The following is a 19,044-nucleotide window of genomic DNA, read 5'->3' on the forward strand; positions in this document are numbered from 1 at the left end:
CGTCCTTATTTGTCCAGATTTTCGAGGCGCAGCTTGGTGACCTTGCCCGAGATGGTCGGCAGTTGCTCGATCTGGGCCAGGGCGTCGTTCACACGCGCTTCCTTGGCCACATGGGTCAGGATGATGATGTCCACAATCTGCTCGCCCTCGGCCGGCTCCTTCTGCAGCATGGCATCGATCGAGATGCCGCCGCTGGCGAGGATGCGGGTGATGTCGGCCATGACGCCGGGGCGGTCATGGGCACGCAGGCGCAGGTAGTAGCTGGTTTCGACTTCGCTGATCGGCAAAATCGGCAGATCAGACAGCTGATCAGGCTGGAAGGCAAAGTGCGGTACGCGGTGGCCGGGGTCGGCGGTCAGCGTACGGGTCACATCGACCAGATCGGCCACCACGGCCGAGGCGGTCGGTTCAGAGCCGGCACCACGACCCGAATACAGGGTCTGGCCCACGGCGTCGCCCTGCACGACCACGGCGTTCATCACGCCATCCACATTGGCGATGATGCGCTTGTAGGGAATCAGCGTCGGATGTACACGCAGTTCGATGCCTTCGGCACGGCGGCGGGCAATGCCCAGCAGCTTGATGCGGTAGCCCAGTTGTTCGGCGTAGGCGATGTCTTCACGCGTGAGCTTGCTGATGCCTTCGAGGTAGGCCTTCTCGAACTGCATGGGGATACCGAAGGCGAGGGCGGCCAGAATCGTCAGCTTGTGGGCGGCGTCGTGGCCTTCAATGTCGAAGGTCGGGTCGGCTTCGGCGTAACCGAGCTTTTGCGCCTCGGCGAGCACATCGGCAAAGGCGGCGCCTTTGTCGCGCATCTCGGTGAGGATGAAGTTCGAGGTGCCGTTGATGATGCCGGCGATCCATTCAATACGGTTGGCGGCCAAGCCTTCGCGCAGCGCCTTGATGATGGGGATGCCACCGGCCACTGCAGCTTCAAAGGCCACTGTGACGCCCTTGGCGTGCGCCGCCGCGAAGATTTCATTGCCATGCAGGGCCAGCAGGGCCTTGTTGGCGGTGACCACATGCTTGCCGTTGGCAATGGCGCGCAGCATCAGCTCGCGGGCCAGCGTGGCGCCACCCATCAGCTCGCACACCACATCGATATTCGGGTCGTCGACGATGGCGTGGAAATCGTTGGTAAAGGCCAGGCCTTCGGTCACGGCGGCCGGCGCAGCGGCGCGGGCCTTGTCGATATTGCGCACTGCCACACGGCTGACCTGGATGGCGCGACCGGCACGGCGACCGATTTCTTCAGCGTTGCGGGCGAGTACCTTGGCGACACCGCTACCGACGGTGCCGAAGCCGAGAAGACCAACTTGGATGGGTTTCATGCTGGTGAGCCTGTCTTGAATCTTGGGTGAATGCGTTCGTGCGCCTGCCTGCAAGGGCAAACACTAGGTATTGAGCGGTTTACGGAAATTGAACGATGCAATGACCAGGCCCTCGCGATGGTAGAAGCGATGCGCATCCACGCGGTGGGTGCCCGAGTCGAGCATGAAATTCACGGCGCCGCGCCGGGTGGCTTCCTGTTGGAGCCAGTCGAGCAGCAATTTGCCGACGCCTTGTGAGCGCTGGGAGGAGGTGGTTACGAGGTCGTCCACGTAACACTTGGTGCCGGAGAAGGTGTCCCGGTAGACCCGATAGACTGCCACACCGAGTACGTTCTCGCCATCCACGGCCACCACCATCTCGCCGCCATCGTCGAAGATGCCCTGCATCTGTCCGCTGTAGTCAGCATCCAGCTGCGGACGCAGCTCGCGGTGCACGGCTTCAGCACGAGCGAGCCACGCGGGGTCGATCAGGTGGCGTTGTTCGTTGGTGATGCGCAGGATGTGGGGCATAAGTCGCGTTTATACGGCGTGACGTTTTCGGTAGGCGGCGAGAAAGCGCTCGATCCGGTTCAGGGCTTCTTCGAGCTCATCCATATGCGGCAGGAACACCACGCGCAGGTGATCGGGCGTGGGCCAGTTAAAGCCCGTGCCCTGCACCAGCAGCACGCGCTCTTCTTCGAGCAGCTCGGTAATGAACGCCTGGTCGTCGGCTATCGGGTAGACCTTGGGATCGAGGCGCGGGAACAGATACAGCGCGCCCTTGGGCTTGACGCAGCTCACGCCCGGAATGGCGGTCAGGCGCTCCCAGGCCAGATCGCGCTGGCGGGTGAGGCGGCCATTGGGGCCGACCAGTTCATTGATGCTCTGATAGCCGCCCAGTGCGGTCTGGATCGCGTGTTGCGAAGGCACGTTGGCGCACAGGCGCATCGAGGCGACGATATTGAGGCCGTCGATATAGTCCTGCGCGTGGCGGCGATCACCTGACAGGATCATCCAGCCGGCGCGGTAGCCGCAGGCGCGGTAGTTCTTGGAGAGGCCGCCAAAGCTCACGCAGAACACGTCTTCGGCCAGCGAGGCAATCGCCGTGTGGGTGGCGCCGTCGAACAGGGTCTTGTCGTAGATTTCGTCGGCGTAGACGATCAGGCCATGCTCGCGCGCAATCTGCAGGATGCCCTTGAGGATGTCGTCGGGGTACAGCGCGCCGGTCGGGTTGTTGGGGTTGATGACCACAATGGCGCGCGTGGTGTCGGTGATCTTGGCGCGGATATCGTCCAGATCCGGCAGCCAGCCATTGGCTTCGTCGCACACATAATGGCGCGCCGTGCCACCCGATAGCGATACGGCGGCGGTCCACAGCGGGTAATCGGGCGCGGGCACAAGCACTTCGTCGCCGTTGTCGAGCAGGGCGTTCATGCTCAGCAGGATCAGCTCGGACACGCCGTTGCCGATGTAGATATCCTCTACCGTAACGCCCTTGATGCCCTTTTGCTGGGCGTAGTGCATCACCGCCTTGCGCGCCGGGAAAATCCCCTTGCTATCCGCATAGCCACCGGCTTGCGGCAGGTTGTGGATCACGTCGGCAACGATTTCATCGGGCGGGTCAAAGCCGAACACGGCCAGATTGCCGATATTGAGCTTGATGATCTTGTGGCCGTCCTCTTCCATCTGCTTGGCACGCGCCAGCGCCGGGCCACGAATCTCGTAGCAGACGTTATCGAGCTTTTGCGATTTCTTGATCTGGCGCATCGTGTTGATCTGGCAGGGACGGTTAGGGGAGCGTTCGATGGTAGCAAAGAATTTTGCACTGCAATATGCGCTTTCCCGATGCGCCTTATTCCCGGAGGAGGACAGTACAATGGCGGCTGTCTTCCGCAGGCCAAGCTCATGAAACTCCACGCTGATCAACCCACCCATCTGAACGTGTTTACCGGCTATGGTGACGACTTCGTCATGGTCAACGCGCAGCGCCACACCGGCAGCCTGATCGTGATGCCGACCAGTGTCACCCCTTGGCAGGCCAAGGGCTTTGATGCCTTGGTGGAAGAGGACTTTGCTGCTTTGCTGGCCTATGAGCCTGAGGTCATCCTGCTGGGCACCGGTCGCCGTCTGCGCTTCCCGCATCCGAGCCTGAGCCGGGCGCTGCATGAGGCGCAGATCGGGGTGGATGCCATGGATGTATCGGCGCTCTGCCGTACCTTCAATATCCTGGTGGCCGAAGATCGCCGCGTGATGGCGGCCGTGCTGTTTGATTAAGCCCGTGCCGTTTGTCGCCGCATGGCACGGTTTGTCCGCCGGCCTGCGCGTTTCGTCGTAAACCCCGCGCCATGACAAGCCCGGCTGGTTAAGGTGATGCTCACAACGCTCATCTCCCCTGAGGCAGTTGATTTGCCGACCCCCTGATCCGGGTCGGCTTTTTCTTTTCCGGGCCCGGCGCGGCACCATCGAGCATGCGCTTTGAAATCGCTTTCATAATTCTGGCATGATGTGCTTCCGGTCCGTGGCTGGCCCAAGACCAGCCACGCCCGACAACCCGGATGCTGACATGAACCCTGCCTTGTCCCTGCCCGCGCTGGTGCTGGCCCTCAGCGGCGCCGTGCTGGTCGCCCCAGTGGACGCGGCACCCTTGCCCGAGGCGACCATGCCCAACCCACCCGCCGTCATGCAGGTGTACACCACCGCCCGTGATACCGACCTGCGTCTTGCCCAGAGCGGTACCGTGACCACGCAGGCCAGCGTACAGCCGCCTGAAAACCAGCTATCGATCTTTGTGAACCCGGCCCACGCATTCCAGACGGTGTTCGGTATTGGCGGCGCCATTACCGATGCCACGGCCGAGGTCTTCGCCGGCCTATCGGCCGACAAGCAGCAAGCGCTGCTGCAAGCGTATTTCGATCCGGTGCGCGGTGCGGGTTACACATTGCTGCGCACCACCATCCACAGCGCCGATTTCAGCAGCGCCAGCTACACCTATGTGGCGCCCGGCGATACGCGGCTCGATAGCTTCGATATCGAACCCGATCGCCGCCATCGCTTGCCCATGATCAAGCGTGCCCTGGCCACCATTGCGAGTCATGGCGAAAAAGCCACTGTTTATGCCAGCCCCTGGAGCGCGCCGGCCTGGATGAAAGACAACAACAGCATGCTCAAGGGTGGTCGCCTGCTGCCCGCGTATCGCGATGCCTGGGCGCGCTACTACGCGCGTTTCATCCGGGCGTACGAGGCTGAGGGGGTGCCGATCTGGGGGATCACCGTTCAGAACGAACCGATGGCCAAGCAAACGTGGGAATCGATGATCTACAGCGCCGAAGAAGAACGCGATTTCCTGCGCGATCATCTCGGCCCCACGCTCAAGCGGGAGGGTTTGGGGGATCGCAAGATCATTGTCTGGGACCATAACCGCGATCTGATCCTGCATCGCGCTGATACCATCCTGTCTGATCCCGAAGCCGCCCAATATGTGTGGGGCGTGGGCTTCCACTGGTACGAAACCTGGGCTGGCGGTGCGCCCATGCACGGCAATGTCGCGGCGGTGCGCGAGGCCTATCCGCAGGTCAACCTGCTGCTGACCGAGGCCACAGTGGAAGGCTACGACCCCGCGCGGCTGCAGTGGTGGCCCAATGCCGAACGCTACGGTCGCCAGATCATTGCAGATTTCAACGCCGGTGCAGTGGGCTGGACCGACTGGAACCTGCTGCTCGACGAGCGCGGCGGCCCCAACCATGTCGGCAATTATTGCTTTGCGCCCATCCATGCCGATACGCGCACCGGCGAACTGATCCTTACCCCCTCGTATTACTACCTGGCGCATTTTTCGCGCTTTGTCCGCCCCGGCATGCGGCGGGTCAGCACGGTCAGCAGCCGCAGCACCTTGCTGACCACGGCGTTTGCCGATGCACAGGGGCAGGTGGTGGTACTGGTGATGAACGAGCAGGATGTCGCGGCGGAATACCGGCTGCATATCGGTCAGGTGGAAGCCAGCCTGCAGATTCCGCCCCGTGCAATCCAGACCATCCGCTACGCACTGCCATGAGCGTGGGCGCGGCCTGATCCGCGCTAGAATGCCGGTTCCGCCATCCCGCCGTGTTGCTGCCATGCCGCTTTTGCCGCTACCCCATCAGATTGCCACCCAGGTGGCTGCTGCGCTCGCCGAGGATATCGGCCGTCAGGACTGGACCGCGCAACTGGTGCCTGCCGATCGGGGCGGCAAGGCGCGCGTATTGGTACGCGAGGCGGCCGTGCTGTGTGGTCAGGCATGGTTTGACGAGTGTTTCCGCCAGGTGGATCCGGCCGTTCGCGTGCACTGGCATGTGGCCGAAGGGGCGCAGCTAGAAGCGGGTCAACTGCTGTGCGAGATCGATGGTCCGGCGCGAGCCTTGCTCACGGCAGAGCGCTCGGCCCTCAATTTCCTGCAGACACTCTCCGCGGTGGCAACCGAAACCCGGCGCTACGTGGCCGTGGTGGCGGGTACGCGTGCGAAGATCCACGATACCCGCAAGACCCTGCCGGGCCTGCGGCTGGCGCAGAAATACGCCGTGACCGTGGGCGGGGGGGAGAATCAGCGCATCGGCCTATACGATGGCATCCTGATCAAGGAAAACCATATCGCCGCTGCCGGCAGCATCACCGCCGTGCTGCGATCGGCGCAGGCGCTGGCGCCGGCCGATGTCAGTATCCAGATCGAAGTGGAAAACCTGCAGGAACTGGACGAAGCCCTCGCCGCCGGTGCGCAATCGGTCTTGCTCGACAATATGAGCCTGGACGATATGCGTGAAGCGGTACGCCGGAGTGCCGGCAAGGCGGTGCTGGAGGCCAGTGGCGGCGTGGATCTGACAACCGTGAGGGCGATTGCAGAAACCGGTGTAGACCGCATCTCCATCGGCAAGCTCACCAAGGATGTGCGTGCGATCGATCTGTCGATGCGCTTTGTGTTCGCCGATCCCGACTGAGACAGCACGCGCTCAGGGGCGGTTGATTTCCGCCCCGTACTTTTGCCACAGCGGCCGCAGTATGCCGGCCTGCTCCATGGCATCAAGCAAGGCATTGAGCTCGGCCGCGCTGGGGCGCACGCCACGACGAATCACGAACGTGAGCTGGTAGTGCTGGTCCTTTTTGGTGGAGATCAGCAGCTTGTCGCGGTCTTGCGGGTTCCGCTCCAGATAGCCAGCCAGATAGGCCTCTGTCACCACGGCGATATCACCACTGCCCATCAGCAAATGCTTGATGGTGGCCTCGTTATCGCTGGTGAACACCATCTGGAAGTGATGGCGCAGATAGTCTTCGTTGGTGTTGAAGCCGGCAAAGCCATAGTGGTAGCCGCGCATGCCGATCATGCGCTTATCGGCAAAGTGATCAAAATAGCGCTGATCCCGGTCGGCCTGCTTTAACGCGACATAGACTTCGCCACCGCCCAGGTAGACACGGGAGGCATCGACCGGCCTGTCCTTCCAGCCCCAGGCCAGATTGTCGAAGGTCGACATATCGTAGCGACCCAGATCGAAATCGCGGAAGCGCCGTACCGGCCCCGTATTCACCGGCACAAAGCGATAGCGCTGCTGGAAGCTGTTCATCAGATCCAGCAGTTCTACATGCAGCCTGTCGCTACCGGCCTGCTTGTTGATATAAGGCGGGAACAGCACGACCCCGACCTTGACGACCTGCGCAGCAAAGCCGGGGGCAGCCAAGGCCAGAAACAAAGCGAGCGCAGCAAGACGGGTGTACCAGCGCATAAGGTGAACCGGTGCAATCTGTGGGTTGCCGGTCATTCTAGAGGCTTGCCAATCGAATTGCTTGCTGTCATTCATGTCGTCGCATCGGGCGGGACTGGCTGGGCCGGATCGCGCAGCCAGTGGCCGGACTTGCCGCCACGCTTCTCACGCAGCCGCACCGCGCCGATCTCCATGCCTTTATCCACGGCCTTGAGCATGTCGTAGATCGTCAGCAAGGTCACCGACACCGCCGTGAGCGCTTCCATCTCCACGCCGGTCCGCCCTACGGTTTCGGTGGTGGCTGTGCAGTGCACCGTGGCCTGTGCGGGATCGAGGCTGAATTCCACACTCACATGGGTGAGCGGGATGGGGTGGCACAGGGGTATCAAGTCGCCTGTGCGCTTGGCCGCCATGATGCCGGCCAGCCTGGCCACGCCCAGCACATCGCCTTTGTCGGCTTGGCCGGCTTGCAAGCGGGCAAAGGTGGCTGGCGCCATGACGATATGCCCCTCGGCAATCGCGACCCGGCGGGTCTCCGGTTTGGCGCCGACATCCACCATATGGGCATGGCCCAAGGCATTAAAGTGAGTAACCATATTGTCAGTGACTTGCGAGCAATTCAGACTAGGGTTTATTTATCACTAGACTTAATGTTGCTCGACTCAGTCATGGATGATGATTCCGGTTCTTGGGGTTTCGGTATCTGCACTGCGTCAAAGAACCAATTTGATTGCTCTTCGAAGGTTGTGTCAACTTCTAAACCACTATGCATATAATTGACGACAAAGCCGGTATTGATGCTTACAGGATGCTTGCAGTATAGCGAACGAACGGTGTGTATAACCTTGCTATTTGGCTTCTCTTGGGTGGATGCGTCGGTTAATTGACTCTGTTTTAATAAGCAGTTCATGTCTTTGCGGTCGGAATTTTTTACCTCCGAGGAAGTGGTCACAAATTTTTCTGAAGGGAAGTTTTTTTGCCACAACCGTTCAAGTTCGACACTCATCTCTTCTGTCGTGGCATTGCCTTTTATTTTAAATAGGGCGACACCGGCTGTGTAATAGTCGTTCGACTTGCCTATGCGCTTGTTAAATACAATGCTGCTGGAGGAGGCTTTTGACTTGACCCAGCCATCGGCATTTGGTGATCTTAAGGTAAGTGTTGGAGTGTTGAACCAGACTCCGGGAGATAGGAAATCCGAGGCAATTGCGTTGGAGGTGATTAATGCGGCTACAAAAAATACTGATTTATTCATGCTTGGTCTCATGGTCGGTGTCAAGGAGTCTGTAAAGACTTAATTAGTCGTGGTCAAGGTTGCCGAAGTGCTCTGCCACTAACTGGTGCCATCTTTCTGCTGCGGTTGTATCACTTTCGCGAGCTTCGACCCATTTCGCTCCATCTTTGTTCCATTCTTTCTTCCAGAACGGCGCGCGGGTTTTCAGGTAATCCATCACGAAGTTGCATGACTCGAACGCTGCTTGCCGGTGCGCGCTGGCCGTCAGCACCATGACGATGCGGTCACCGGGATGCAGTTTGCCTACGCGGTGGACGATGCGTACGGCATTCAGTGGCCAGCGCAGTGCGGCTTCTTCGCCGATCTGCTGCAGGGCCTTTTCGGTCATGCCGGGGTAGTGCTCCAGTTCCAGTGCCACGACATCGGCGGCGAGATTCAGATCGCGCACCAGCCCCACAAAGCTGACGACGGCACCCACGCTGCGATCGCCTGCTGCGCAGGTATCGGTTTCCCGGCCGACATCGATATCCGCCTCGGTGACGACGACGCTGATACGGGTATCGCTGAGCGGGCTCATTCAGCCTCCGGTCACGGGTGGGAAGATGGCGACCTCGACACCGGCATGCAGCGGCGCCTCAAAGCCCACCAGCTCCTGGTCGAGCGCCACGCGGAATACGCGATGCGATGCCAGTTCCTCGGCCCAGGCTTCCCCGCGCAGGGCCAGATGGGCGAGCAGACCCGCCACGGTTTCGATGCCTTCAGGCAGGGTCAGGGATTCTTCGGCGAGGCCGAAACGCTCGCGCAGGCGGGCAAAGTAACGCAGCTGGACTTGCATGGTGGTGGTCTTGAAACTCGTTCTGGTCTTGCTTGGCATTATCGCGCGGAGCGAGCCAGGAATGACAGGCTCAACCGCACGCGGCTCGATCGGTGTCAGTCCAGCAGCGCGGGCAGTGGCAGGAAACGCACCAGATCGCCGGGGGCAACGGTCTGGCCCGGTAGTACGTCGATCAAGCCATCTGCCCAAGCGAGGCCACTCATCACGGCCGAGCCTTGGTCGCGGTAAAGCACGGCCTCGGTCGTGCCATCTGCGTTCATGGCCAGCTGTGCGCGCAGGAATTCGCGCCGGCTCTCGGCCTTGGCGCGGGTGAACGCCGCACGTACCGGCAGTGCCTGAACCGGCGAGGCGGCGGCGCCCATACGGGCAAGCAGGAAAGGGCGCGCCAGTAGCAAAAAGGTCAGAAAGGCGCTGACCGGATTGCCGGGCAAGCCGATGAAGTCAGCTTTGCCCACGCGCCCAAAGGCCAGGGGCTTGCCGGGTTTGATAGCGATGCGCCAGAGGTCGAGTTCACCCAGCGCCAGCACGGCAGCCTTGACGTGGTCTTCCGCGCCCACCGATACGCCGCCGCAGCTGATCACCACATCGCACTCATCGGCAGCGCGGCCTAGCGCCGCGCGCGTGGCGTCGGCACGGTCGGCCACCGTGCCGTAGTCGTGCAGTTGCACGCCCAGGCGGCGCAGCAGGGTGCCGATGGCGTAGCGGTTACTGTTGTAGATGCCGCCTTCGGGCAGCGGCTGGCCGGGTTCGGTCAGTTCGTCGCCGGTGCACAGCAAGCCCACGCGCAAGGCGGGGCGTACGGGCAGGGTGGCGATGCCCAGCGAGGCGGACAGCGCGAGTTGTGCCGGTCCAAGGCGGGTGCCGGCTTTCAGCACCACGCTGCCTTCGGCGATGTCTTCACCGCGACGGCGGATGTGCTGGTGCAGGCGCACGGGTGCCAGCAGCTGCACGGTATCGCCTTCGGTAGCGGTTTCCTCCTGCGGCACCACCACATTGCAACCTGGTGGTACCGGGGCGCCAGTAAAGATACGTGCCGCCGTGTCGGGTGCCAGCGCGGTACCCGTCTGGCCGGCGGCGATGCGCTGGACCACGGGCAGGCTGGCCGGTGGCTGGGCCGGATCGCGCAGGTTCAGCGCGTAGCCGTCCATGGCGCTGTTATCGAAGCCGGGCACGGCCAGCGGGGCGATCACATCGTGTGCGAGGACGCGGCCGTCGCAGTGGCTCAAGGCCACGCTGGTTTCGCCCGTGACGCTGTGCGCACGGTTCAGCAGTTGTGTGAGGGCGTCGTCAAAAGAGAGCAGGGACATGGTGGTTCACCGTTTTGCTTTGACACTTACCCTACACCAGTCGGGTACCGTGCGGCGATCCGTCGGCCGGTGGATGGTCAAAAGTCCTTGATTTTGCTATGGTGGCGCTGTGTCGCGCTGCAACAAGGCGGGGATTCCGCCGGCGATGCACCCACCGCCCGCGGATTGCGGGCTCAGTTGGCCACCACAGAGGTGGCGTCCGGAACCCCAGGGTTCCGCATGGAAGGAACAGCCATGTCCAAGCGTGTCGTCACGCTGGCGCATTACTACACCGCGCCGGAAATCCAGCAAATGGCCGACAAGGTCGGCGACTCCCTCGAACTCTCGCTCTATGCCCGCGATGCCCAGGCCGACATCATCGTCTTTGCCGGTGTGCGCTTCATGGCCGAGACCGCCAAGATCCTGAATCCGAACGCCACGGTGATCCTGCCCGATGCGGGTTCGACCTGCTCGCTGGTCACGCAAACCGATATCAAACGCCTTGCCGCCTGGCGTGCCAAGCATGCCGACCATGTGCATGTGAGCTACATCAACAGCTCGGCCGAACACAAGGCGCTGAGCGACTGGATCGTGACCAGCCGCAATGTGGACGACATCATTGCCCACCTGTATGCCCAGGGTAAAAAGGTCATCTTCTCGCCTGACCGCAATATGGGCGCCTACCTGAACTTCCAGTATGGCTATGACATGCCGCTGTGGTCGGCTGTGTGCGAGGTGCACGACAAATTCAACGAATCCGCCCTCAATGAAGGCATGGCCGCCGTGGCTGGCGCCAAGTACCTGATTGCCCACCCCGAAAGCCCGCTGCCTGTGCTGAAGAAGGCCGATTACGTGGGCTCGACCAGCGGCATGCTCAACTGGGTGAAGGCGTTTGACCGCGAACCCGATGCCACGATCTTCGTGGCCACCGAAGACGGCATCCTCTACAACATGGGCCTGGCCCGGCCCGACCTGAAGATCGTGCAGGCGCCGATCTACGCCGGTTGCCAGTGCAACCAGTGCCCGTACATGAAGATGAACAATGTCGAGCGCGTGCAGCGTGCACAGGCCGGCGAGGGCACGGTGATCGATTACCTGACAACCGAGCAGATGGATGCCGCGCGTCAGCCGATCGAGCGCATGCTGGCGTTCAGCGAGGCGCAGATGCAGGCGGCCAAGTTGGCGCAGCCGGTACCCGTGCCTGCTTGAAGCGGGCCGGGTTGAATCCAGGGGGCAGTCAATGACTGCCCTTTTTCATGGGCTTTGGGCGCAAAGCATGATCTGTTGGTGGTTGTGATCCAGCAGACCTGTGCGTTGAGAGTAGATATCCGGCGAGAACGGCTTGTGGCAGATGGCTTGAGCTGCCTTGTCCCTAAGCGGCATGAATGCTGGCGCGGCTTTACCGCAACACTCTGGCGACGCCGGTGCGAAAAGGCCATCACATCGTGACGGGCGTGCCGACAATGGCATACCTGAATGCGAAAGATGCGCCATGTCGCAAGCTGCTTCCGTCGAGAAAGTCCGCCGCCAGTACAACCAGTGGGTCGCGACCGAGTCCATCGAGGACTACGCCTTGCGCTACTCGCCGGCGAGTTTTCGCAAGTGGTCGCCTGCCGTCTTGGGGGTGACCATGATAGGCACCAACTCGGCGCTGTCTTACGAGGCGATTGGTGCCTTGCTGCTGCTGGACTTCGGCTTCCAGAATGCAATGTGGGCGCTGTTCCTGACCGCCATCGTGTTATTCGGGGTCAGTTTCCCGATCTGTCGCTACGCCACCCGCCACAATATCGACATGGACCTGCTGACCCGCGCCGCGGGATTCGGCTATGTGGGGTCCACCTTTACCTCGCTGATTTACGCCTCGTTCTGCTTTATCTTCCTGGCCTTTGAATCGGCCATCATGGCGCAGGCGCTGAAGCTGTGTTTCGGCATGCCGCTGTGGCTGGGGTATATCGTCTGCTCCTTGGTCGTGTTGCCCATCGTGTTCTACGGGGTGACCTCCATCAATCGTTTTCACAAATGGACACAGCCGCTCTGGCTGGTGCTGCTGGCGCTGCCCTTTGCCTACGTCCTGTGGCATGAGCCCACCGCGATCAGTGCGATGTCCGGCGTGAAGGGCCAGGTCTCACATAGCAATGCGTTCGACTGGTACCACTTCGGCATTGCCGCCGGCATCGCTTTCTCGCTGATTGCCCAGATAGGCGAGCAGGTGGACTACCTGCGCTTCATGCCCGAGCGCACCCGCGAGAACCGCGTCAGCTGGTGGGCAAACATGTTGCTCGGTGGCCCTGGCTGGATTGCCATGGCCTATATCAAGCAGCTGGGCGGGGCCATGCTGGCAGCCCTGGCGGTCATGTCCGGCATGGCCATTGCCGACGCCAAGGAGCCGGTGCAGTTCTTCAATACCGCCTACCAGTACGTGGTAGCCAATCCCTCGCTGGCACTGCTGCTGACCACGCTGTTCGTGGTGGTGTCTGAAATGAAGGTGAATGTCACCAACGCATATTCGGGCTCGCTGTCCTGGTCGAACTTTTTTTCGCGCGTCACCCATTCGCACCCGGGGCGGGTGGTCTGGTTGCTGTTCAACAGTGCGATTGCCTTGCTGTTGATGGAGCTGGACCTGTTTGCCGCGGTCAACAGCGTACTCGGGCTGTACTCGAATATCGCGGTCGCCTGGATATGTGCGGTGGTCGCCGATCTCGCCATCAACAAGCCGCTTGGCCTTAGCCCGCCGATTGTCGAGTTCAAGCGCGCCCATCTGTACAACTTCAACCCGGTGGGCGTGGTCAGCATGTGCCTTGCCTCGCTCGCCTCCATTGTCGCGTTCAGCGGTTTGCTGGGTGCGTATGCCGAGGCCTATTCCTGGCTCGTGGCTGCTGTGGTTGCCTTTGTATTGTCGCCGCTGGTGGCCTGGTGGACGGATGGCAAGTACTACATCGCCCGCCCAGCCTTTTACCGGCTGAAGTCGGAAACCCCGGTTGCCTGTGGCGTGTGTACGCAGCATTACCCCGAGCACGACGCGACCTATTGTCCCTTCCATGAAGCCACCATCTGCTCGCTGTGCTGCACCCTGGAGAGCCAGTGCAAGGACCAGTGCAAGCCGCAAGTGAAGAGCCTGCGTGACCATTACCATGAAGCCGTGGGGCGAGGCCTGCGCTGGCTGTGGCGGGGCGAGTTGTCGCAGCGCAGCGTGCTGCGTGTGGCCAATTTCGGGCTGATCTGGACGGTGATGCTGGTGTTGTCGGCCGCGACCCTGTGGATGACTTTGCCTGCGCTATCGAAGCTGGCTGATCCCGCCATGCAGGCTTTGTTCCAGACCTATGTCTTGCGGGCGTTTTTTGGCTTTGCGGTGCTGGCCAGCATTGTGACCTGGTGGATCGTGCTGGCGAACGAAAGCCGCGATCTGGCTGAAGAGGAACTGCGTCTGGCCAAGGAGCGCGCTGAAGCGGCAACACGGGCCAAGGGTGAATTCCTGGCCAATATGAGCCATGAGATCCGTACCCCCATGAATGCCATCATCGGCCTGTCGTATCTGGCGCTGAAAACCGCGCTGGACGCCAAGCAGCGTGACTATATCGACAAGGTCCACGGTGCCGCGACCTCGCTCCTGCGCATCATCAATGACATCCTCGATTTCTCGAAGGTGGAAGCCGGCAAGATGGAGCTGGAGAACACGCCCTTCCTGCTCGACGAGGTGTTCAGCAAGGTGTCCACGGTGACCGTGGGCCGCGCCAATGACAAGGGCCTGGAATATCTGCTGCGCGCGGCACCTGATGTGCCGCAGTGGCTCAATGGCGACCCGCTGCGCTTGGGCCAGGTGTTGATCAACCTGGTCAATAACGCGGTCAAGTTCACCGAGCAGGGCGAGATTGATGTATCGGTCAGTGTGCAGTCGCGCCAAGACAAGACGGTCACGCTGTACTTCGCCATCCGCGATTCGGGTATCGGCATGACCGAAGCCCAGTGCGCCAAGCTGTTCCAACCGTTTACCCAGGCCGACGGTTCGACCACGCGCAAGTACGGCGGCACGGGTCTGGGCCTGACCATCAGCAAGCGCATCGTCGAGGCCATGGGCGGGGAAATCGGCGTGCGCTCGCAGCCGGGCAAAGGCTCGGTCTTCTACTTCACCGCCACGCTGGATATTGCCGACGCCGCGCCACAGCCACAGCCCATCGATAACCACCTGCCCATCCAGCGTGCGCTGGTGGTGGACGATAACGCTCTGGCCCGCCAGGTGCTGGTCGATATGCTGGCAGGGCTGGCTATCGAGGCCGATGCGGTGGATTCGGCGGCCGCAGCCTTGCAGGCTGTTAATACCGCGATCACGCCTTATCCCTTGTTGTTGATCGACTGCAAGATGCCGGGCATCAACGGTATTGAACTGGCTCGCCAGTTGCGCCTGCGCACCCCGGCGGAGGGTGCGCCCCATATCGTGATGGTGAGCGCCTTTGGCGGTGATGATGTGCGCGCCGAAATCGGCCCGTTGCAGCTCGATGGCTTCATCAGCAAGCCGGTTACCCAGTCTTCACTGGTGGATGCTTTGGTTGGTCTGGGCGGCGGTACGCTGGTCACGGGCGCTACGATTCAGCGTGCCGGTACGCTACTGGCTGGCTTGCGGGTTCTGTTGGTGGAAGACAACGAAATCAACCAGCAGATCGCCGTTGAACTGATGCAGGAGGCCGGTGCCAGCGTCGTGGTCGCCGGTAATGGCCAAGAGGCGATCAACCATATGCAGGCCGCCGAAACGGGCGCGGTGCATCTGCTACTGATGGATGTACAGATGCCGGTCATGGACGGTATCGAAGCGACCACCCAACTGCGCACCGACCCACGCTGGACTGATATCCCCATCATTGCCATGACCGCGCACGCGATGGAGGAAGAAAAGCAGCGCTGCGAAGCGGCCGGCATGAATGACCATGTGACCAAGCCGATTGATCCGTCCGTGTTCATCGGTACGCTGGCTCGCTGGCGTGAACAGCTGGGTATCGAGGGGTCGGCGTCCGAATCCATGCCGGACGCCGCACCACTGGGCGCGGTTGTTCCGATGGCTATGCCGCCCACTCCGTTAGCGGGGCTGGATATGGCTGACGGGTTGCGCCGTACAGGCGGCAAGATCGAGCGCTATCGAGCGGTCCTGCAAAGCTTTGCCTCACGCTATGCGGACGCCGGTGCTGACTTGCAGCGGCATCTGGCCGCCGAGGATTTCGACGCAGCTTTTGCTTTGCTGCATACGCTCAAGGGCGTGTCCGGCAATATTGGCGCGCTGGCGCTTTACGATGCGGCAGGCCAAGCAGAAACGCTGGTGCAGGCGCGGAGGGCGACTGGGGCGGCCTATACGGCCGTGTGTACCGCGCTGGCCGAGACCGTGACGGCGATCACCGCCTTGCTGCCCTTGCAGGACAAACCGGTGACAGCCAGTGCCGGGGCCGGCGAAGTGCTGCAGAAGCTCAGGCGTTTGCTGGAGGATTGCGACGGTGAGGCGCTGGAGTACTGGGATAGCCAGGCGGACTGCCTGCGTGCGGCCCTGCCCGCCGACGTGTTCGAGCGCCTGGGCGCTGCGGTGGGTCAGTATGATTTCGATGCCGCCTTGGCTGCCTTGCCACCAAACTAAGCAGATGAAGCGGCACTTGGCCTGAACTACACTTCGCCTCTTCGATCAGGCGGCCTGCGGCCGCCGAATCCACTGGGCGAGGCCCGGAATACCCATGCGCGAATTCGACTACCTGATTTTCATCGGCCGCTTCCAGCCGTTCCACAATGGCCATTTGTGGACCCTGCAACACGCGCTGGAGCGCGCTGACAAGGTTGTTGTGCTGTGTGGCTCGGCACGGCAGGCACGCAACCCCATGCATCCGTTCACGGTGGAAGACCGCGAGGCCATGGTGCGCTTGGCGCTCAGCGAGGAGCAGCAATCGCGCGTGTTCGTGGTCGGTATTTCGGACCGCATGTACAACGATCAGCAGTGGCTGATCGAGGTGCAGAACCTGGTAGACCGGGTGATTGCGGTGGATACGTCCGATGTGGGCAGCCGTCAGGCGCAGTTCCGTATCGGCATCGTCGGGCCGCCGCGGGGTGCCAGCAAGGGGAATGCCGAATACCTGGAACTGTTCCCGCAATGGGCACGCGTTGAGGCGCCCGAGCTGCCCGATGTGCACGCCTCGCGCATCCGCCATGCGTTTTTCGATCCCGAACGTGAAGGTGGCTGGCCGGCCTGCGCGGCACTGGTGCCCGAGCCCGTGTTCGGCTGGCTCAATACCTTCCGTGCCAGCGAGACATTCGCCAAGCTGCAGGATGAATACCTGTTCGTGAAGCGTTACCGGCAAAGCTGGGCCGCTGCACCGTATCCGCCCACGTTTGTCACGGTGGATGCCGTGGTGATCCACTCGGGCCATGTGCTGCTGGTGCGGCGTCGCTCGCAGCCGGGCAAGGGCTTGTGGGCCTTGCCCGGTGGTTTCGTGAACCCGGACGAGCGCGTCAAGGATGCGGTGATCCGTGAGCTCAAGGAAGAAACCCGCCTCAAGGTGCCTGCACCGGTGCTGGCTGGTTCGGTGCGCAGCAGCCGCGTGTTCGATCATCCGCAGCGATCCTTGCGTGGCCGCACGATTACCCATGCTTTCCTGATCGAGCTGGCGCCCACCAGTGACGGCCTGCCGCGCGTGCGCGGCAGTGATGACGCCGATCAGGCCAAGTGGGTGCCCTTGTTCGAGTTCAACCGCATGGAAGAGCAGCTGTTCGAGGACCACTTCTATATCGTCAACTGGTTTCTTGGGCAGGTCTAGCCGACCCAAGGCATCAACGGGTTCCTCGGCGAGGTCCGCGCATTCCCGTATTGCCGTTGTGGTGGGGCTTCTATACTGAAGTCATGAGACAGGGACGGATGTATCTGTGGCGGGGCAGGGCGCTGGTGCTGGGCGTGGATACCGATTCCACACCGCATGCGCACCATGCGATTCAGCTGAGCGTGGCGCTGGAAGGCGAGTTCCGGCTGGCCCGCGACGGGGCAGAACTCAAGCCCTGCCGTGCGGCCATCCTGTGGCCCGGCCAGCAGCACAAGATTGCCGCCAATGGTGCGCTGATCGCGCATTTGTTCATTGATCCGGCGCAGCGCATTCTGGAGCCTTGGCGCCAACGCCCGCCCGAACCCGTGATTGATCCCGGCCTCTGCGAGGCATTGACCGATGCCTGGCAGATCCCGCGTGCCTTGGACTTGTGCGAGCCATTGGTGCAGCAATGGCAGCAAGGCTGGTTGCCGGGTTTCGAGCGCGCACCCGCGCATGATGCCCGGATCGCTCAGGCGCTGGCGTGGCTGGCGGCTGATCCCGAGCGCGACGCTGCCAGCACGGCTACCGAGCTGGGGCTGTCGCAACGCCGCTTCAGTCAGTTGTTCAGCCTGCACACGGGTTTACCCCTGCGTCGCTATCTGCTGTGGATGCGCTTGCTCGACGCGGTGGCACGTCTGGCTACCGGCGCCAACCTGACTACGGCCGCACACCATGCTGGTTTTGCCGATCTGGCCCATATGAGCAGGGTGTTTCATGCCACCTTTGGCGTTGTTCCCTCTACGCTGAGCCGCATTACCATCGTTGCCTGATCGCGCACCATCCGCTGCACAATCGTTCAAGCGTGGCCCTGCCTTGCGCGCTACAGTGGTTTCCACAAACCAAGAGGAGACCGCCATGAGCGCCATACAAACCCTGTTCGATCGTTACGGCGAGAGCCACCAAAACGCCTTCAACAAGCGGGTGCACTGGGTGTGCGTGCCGCTGATCACTTTCAGCCTGCTGGGTCTGCTCTGGGCAGCCACACCTTGGCTGGCGCTGGGTTTTGCCGTGTTTGCGCTGGTCTATTACATCCGGCTTTCCCTGCCCATTGCGGCAGGCATGTTGCTGGTGGCGGGTGCCATGCTGGTGGTGTTGAGCCAGATGCCGCATGTGCTGGAAATCAGCGTGCTGATTTTCGTGCTGGCCTGGGTGGGCCAATTTGTGGGCCATAAGGTCGAGGGCAAGAAACCCTCTTTCTTTGATGACATCAAGTTCCTGCTTGTCGGGCCGGCCTGGCTGCTGGGTTTCATTTATCGCCGCCTGGGCATCGCGTACTGAGATGGCACCGCGCACATACCGATTGTCCCGGCGTCGATTGCTGGGCTGGGGGATGGCCTCGATGGCGCTTGCCACCTTGCCCGTGTACGCAGCAGACCCACCGCTGACCTTGGCAGACATGCGGGCCAGACTCGCGGCCTTGCCCTTGCAGAACCTGCGCGCTACGGCGGGTGGAATGTCGCCTCAGGTGGCGCTGGTGCACTGTGCGCAGAGTATCGAGTATGCCTTGACGGGCTACCCCCGCCTCAAGCCGCGCTGGTTCCGGCAGACGCTGGGGCAGAGTGCGGCGCGGGTGTTCCTGTGGCGTAACCGGGTGTCACATGATTTGCACGAGCCCATTCCCGGGGCGCCGGTAATCGTGGAGGGCGTCGCACTGGCCGGGGCGGTCACCCGTTTGCTCGCGGCGATAGAGACGTTCGAGGCGGCGATACGGGCGGGCAAGCCACTGGCACCGCATTTTGCCTATGGCGTGCTGGCGTCGGCAGATTACGACAGGCTACAGGCACTGCACCTGCAAGCGCATCTGGCGGCGCTGCAGGCGGCTTGACCCA

General features: G+C 61.9%; 18 protein-coding genes. 9 read left to right on the plus strand and 9 right to left on the minus strand.

Annotated elements, in window-relative coordinates; translation table 11 throughout:
* Positions 1–5 precede the first annotated feature (5 nt).
* From O9X62_RS11535 to O9X62_RS11545, 3 genes are all read right to left on the minus strand, one after another.
* On the minus strand, positions 6–1,331 hold the full coding sequence (locus O9X62_RS11535; RefSeq protein ID WP_269533012.1) for a homoserine dehydrogenase: 1,326 nt from the start codon (positions 1,329–1,331) through the stop codon (positions 6–8).
* Between the two features lie 63 nt (positions 1,332–1,394).
* Positions 1,395–1,841 (minus strand): GNAT family N-acetyltransferase, encoded by a 447-nt coding sequence (locus tag O9X62_RS11540; protein ID WP_269533013.1) that lies wholly within the window; start codon positions 1,839–1,841, stop codon positions 1,395–1,397.
* Between the two features lie 9 nt (positions 1,842–1,850).
* On the minus strand, positions 1,851–3,077 hold the full coding sequence (locus O9X62_RS11545; RefSeq protein WP_269533014.1) for a pyridoxal phosphate-dependent aminotransferase: 1,227 nt from the start codon (positions 3,075–3,077) through the stop codon (positions 1,851–1,853).
* A gap of 138 nt (positions 3,078–3,215) precedes the next feature.
* Here O9X62_RS11545 and O9X62_RS11550 point away from each other — a divergent pair, with 138 nt between their 5' ends.
* The 3 genes from O9X62_RS11550 to nadC all read left to right on the plus strand — a co-directional run bounded on the left by O9X62_RS11550 (position 3,216) and on the right by nadC (position 6,277).
* Entirely contained in the window at positions 3,216–3,584 is a 369-nt protein-coding gene (locus O9X62_RS11550) for an Mth938-like domain-containing protein (RefSeq protein WP_269533015.1), read from the plus strand.
* A 289-nt stretch (positions 3,585–3,873) separates the two neighbouring features.
* A complete protein-coding gene (locus tag O9X62_RS11555; RefSeq protein ID WP_269533016.1) occupies positions 3,874–5,361 on the plus strand; it encodes a glycoside hydrolase family 30 protein in 1,488 nt (495 codons plus the stop codon).
* Positions 5,362–5,422: 61 nt separating this feature from the next.
* Positions 5,423–6,277 carry a carboxylating nicotinate-nucleotide diphosphorylase gene (nadC, locus tag O9X62_RS11560; RefSeq protein WP_269533017.1) on the plus strand — a complete coding sequence of 285 codons (855 nt, stop codon included), beginning with the start codon at positions 5,423–5,425 and terminating at the stop codon, positions 6,275–6,277.
* Between the two features lie 12 nt (positions 6,278–6,289).
* Here nadC and O9X62_RS11565 read toward each other — a convergent pair whose 3' ends face one another.
* From O9X62_RS11565 to glp, 6 genes are all read right to left on the minus strand, one after another.
* The gene (locus O9X62_RS11565; RefSeq protein WP_269533018.1) at positions 6,290–7,057 is read right to left on the minus strand and encodes an ABC transporter substrate-binding protein; all 768 of its coding nucleotides are present in this window, start codon (positions 7,055–7,057) and stop codon (positions 6,290–6,292) included.
* A 71-nt stretch (positions 7,058–7,128) separates the two neighbouring features.
* Complete coding sequence (gene moaC, locus O9X62_RS11570) at positions 7,129–7,632, minus strand: cyclic pyranopterin monophosphate synthase MoaC (RefSeq protein ID WP_269533019.1); 504 nt, start codon at positions 7,630–7,632, stop codon at positions 7,129–7,131.
* A 35-nt stretch (positions 7,633–7,667) separates the two neighbouring features.
* On the minus strand, positions 7,668–8,291 hold the full coding sequence (locus O9X62_RS11575; RefSeq protein WP_269533020.1) for a hypothetical protein: 624 nt from the start codon (positions 8,289–8,291) through the stop codon (positions 7,668–7,670).
* Positions 8,292–8,334: 43 nt separating this feature from the next.
* The gene (gene moaE, locus O9X62_RS11580) at positions 8,335–8,847 is read right to left on the minus strand and encodes a molybdopterin synthase catalytic subunit MoaE (protein ID WP_269533021.1); all 513 of its coding nucleotides are present in this window, start codon (positions 8,845–8,847) and stop codon (positions 8,335–8,337) included.
* A complete protein-coding gene (moaD, locus tag O9X62_RS11585) occupies positions 8,848–9,105 on the minus strand; it encodes a molybdopterin converting factor subunit 1 (protein ID WP_269533022.1) in 258 nt (85 codons plus the stop codon).
* Between the two features lie 95 nt (positions 9,106–9,200).
* Positions 9,201–10,412, minus strand: coding sequence for a gephyrin-like molybdotransferase Glp (gene glp / locus O9X62_RS11590; protein WP_269533023.1), 1,212 nt, complete (start codon positions 10,410–10,412; stop codon positions 9,201–9,203).
* A 234-nt stretch (positions 10,413–10,646) separates the two neighbouring features.
* Between glp and nadA the strand changes: the two genes are divergently transcribed.
* The 6 genes from nadA (at position 10,647) to O9X62_RS11620 (ending at position 19,040) form a co-directional block, all read left to right on the plus strand.
* Positions 10,647–11,600 carry a quinolinate synthase NadA gene (nadA, locus tag O9X62_RS11595; protein WP_269533024.1) on the plus strand — a complete coding sequence of 318 codons (954 nt, stop codon included), beginning with the start codon at positions 10,647–10,649 and terminating at the stop codon, positions 11,598–11,600.
* A 283-nt stretch (positions 11,601–11,883) separates the two neighbouring features.
* A complete protein-coding gene (locus O9X62_RS11600; protein WP_269533025.1) occupies positions 11,884–16,005 on the plus strand; it encodes a response regulator in 4,122 nt (1,373 codons plus the stop codon).
* A gap of 94 nt (positions 16,006–16,099) precedes the next feature.
* A complete protein-coding gene (locus O9X62_RS11605; protein WP_269533026.1) occupies positions 16,100–17,173 on the plus strand; it encodes a bifunctional nicotinamide-nucleotide adenylyltransferase/Nudix hydroxylase in 1,074 nt (357 codons plus the stop codon).
* 98 nt (positions 17,174–17,271) lie between these two features.
* Positions 17,272–17,985 carry a helix-turn-helix domain-containing protein gene (locus O9X62_RS11610; protein WP_269533027.1) on the plus strand — a complete coding sequence of 238 codons (714 nt, stop codon included), beginning with the start codon at positions 17,272–17,274 and terminating at the stop codon, positions 17,983–17,985.
* Positions 17,986–18,070: 85 nt separating this feature from the next.
* The gene (locus tag O9X62_RS11615) at positions 18,071–18,493 is read left to right on the plus strand and encodes a DUF962 domain-containing protein (protein ID WP_269533028.1); all 423 of its coding nucleotides are present in this window, start codon (positions 18,071–18,073) and stop codon (positions 18,491–18,493) included.
* 61 nt (positions 18,494–18,554) lie between these two features.
* Entirely contained in the window at positions 18,555–19,040 is a 486-nt protein-coding gene (locus O9X62_RS11620; protein WP_269533029.1) for a DUF1569 domain-containing protein, read from the plus strand.
* Positions 19,041–19,044: the final 4 nt, after the last annotated feature.

This window comes from Chitinimonas sp. BJYL2 (assembly GCF_027257935.1).
Lineage (GTDB): Bacteria > Pseudomonadota > Gammaproteobacteria > Burkholderiales > Chitinimonadaceae > Chitinimonas.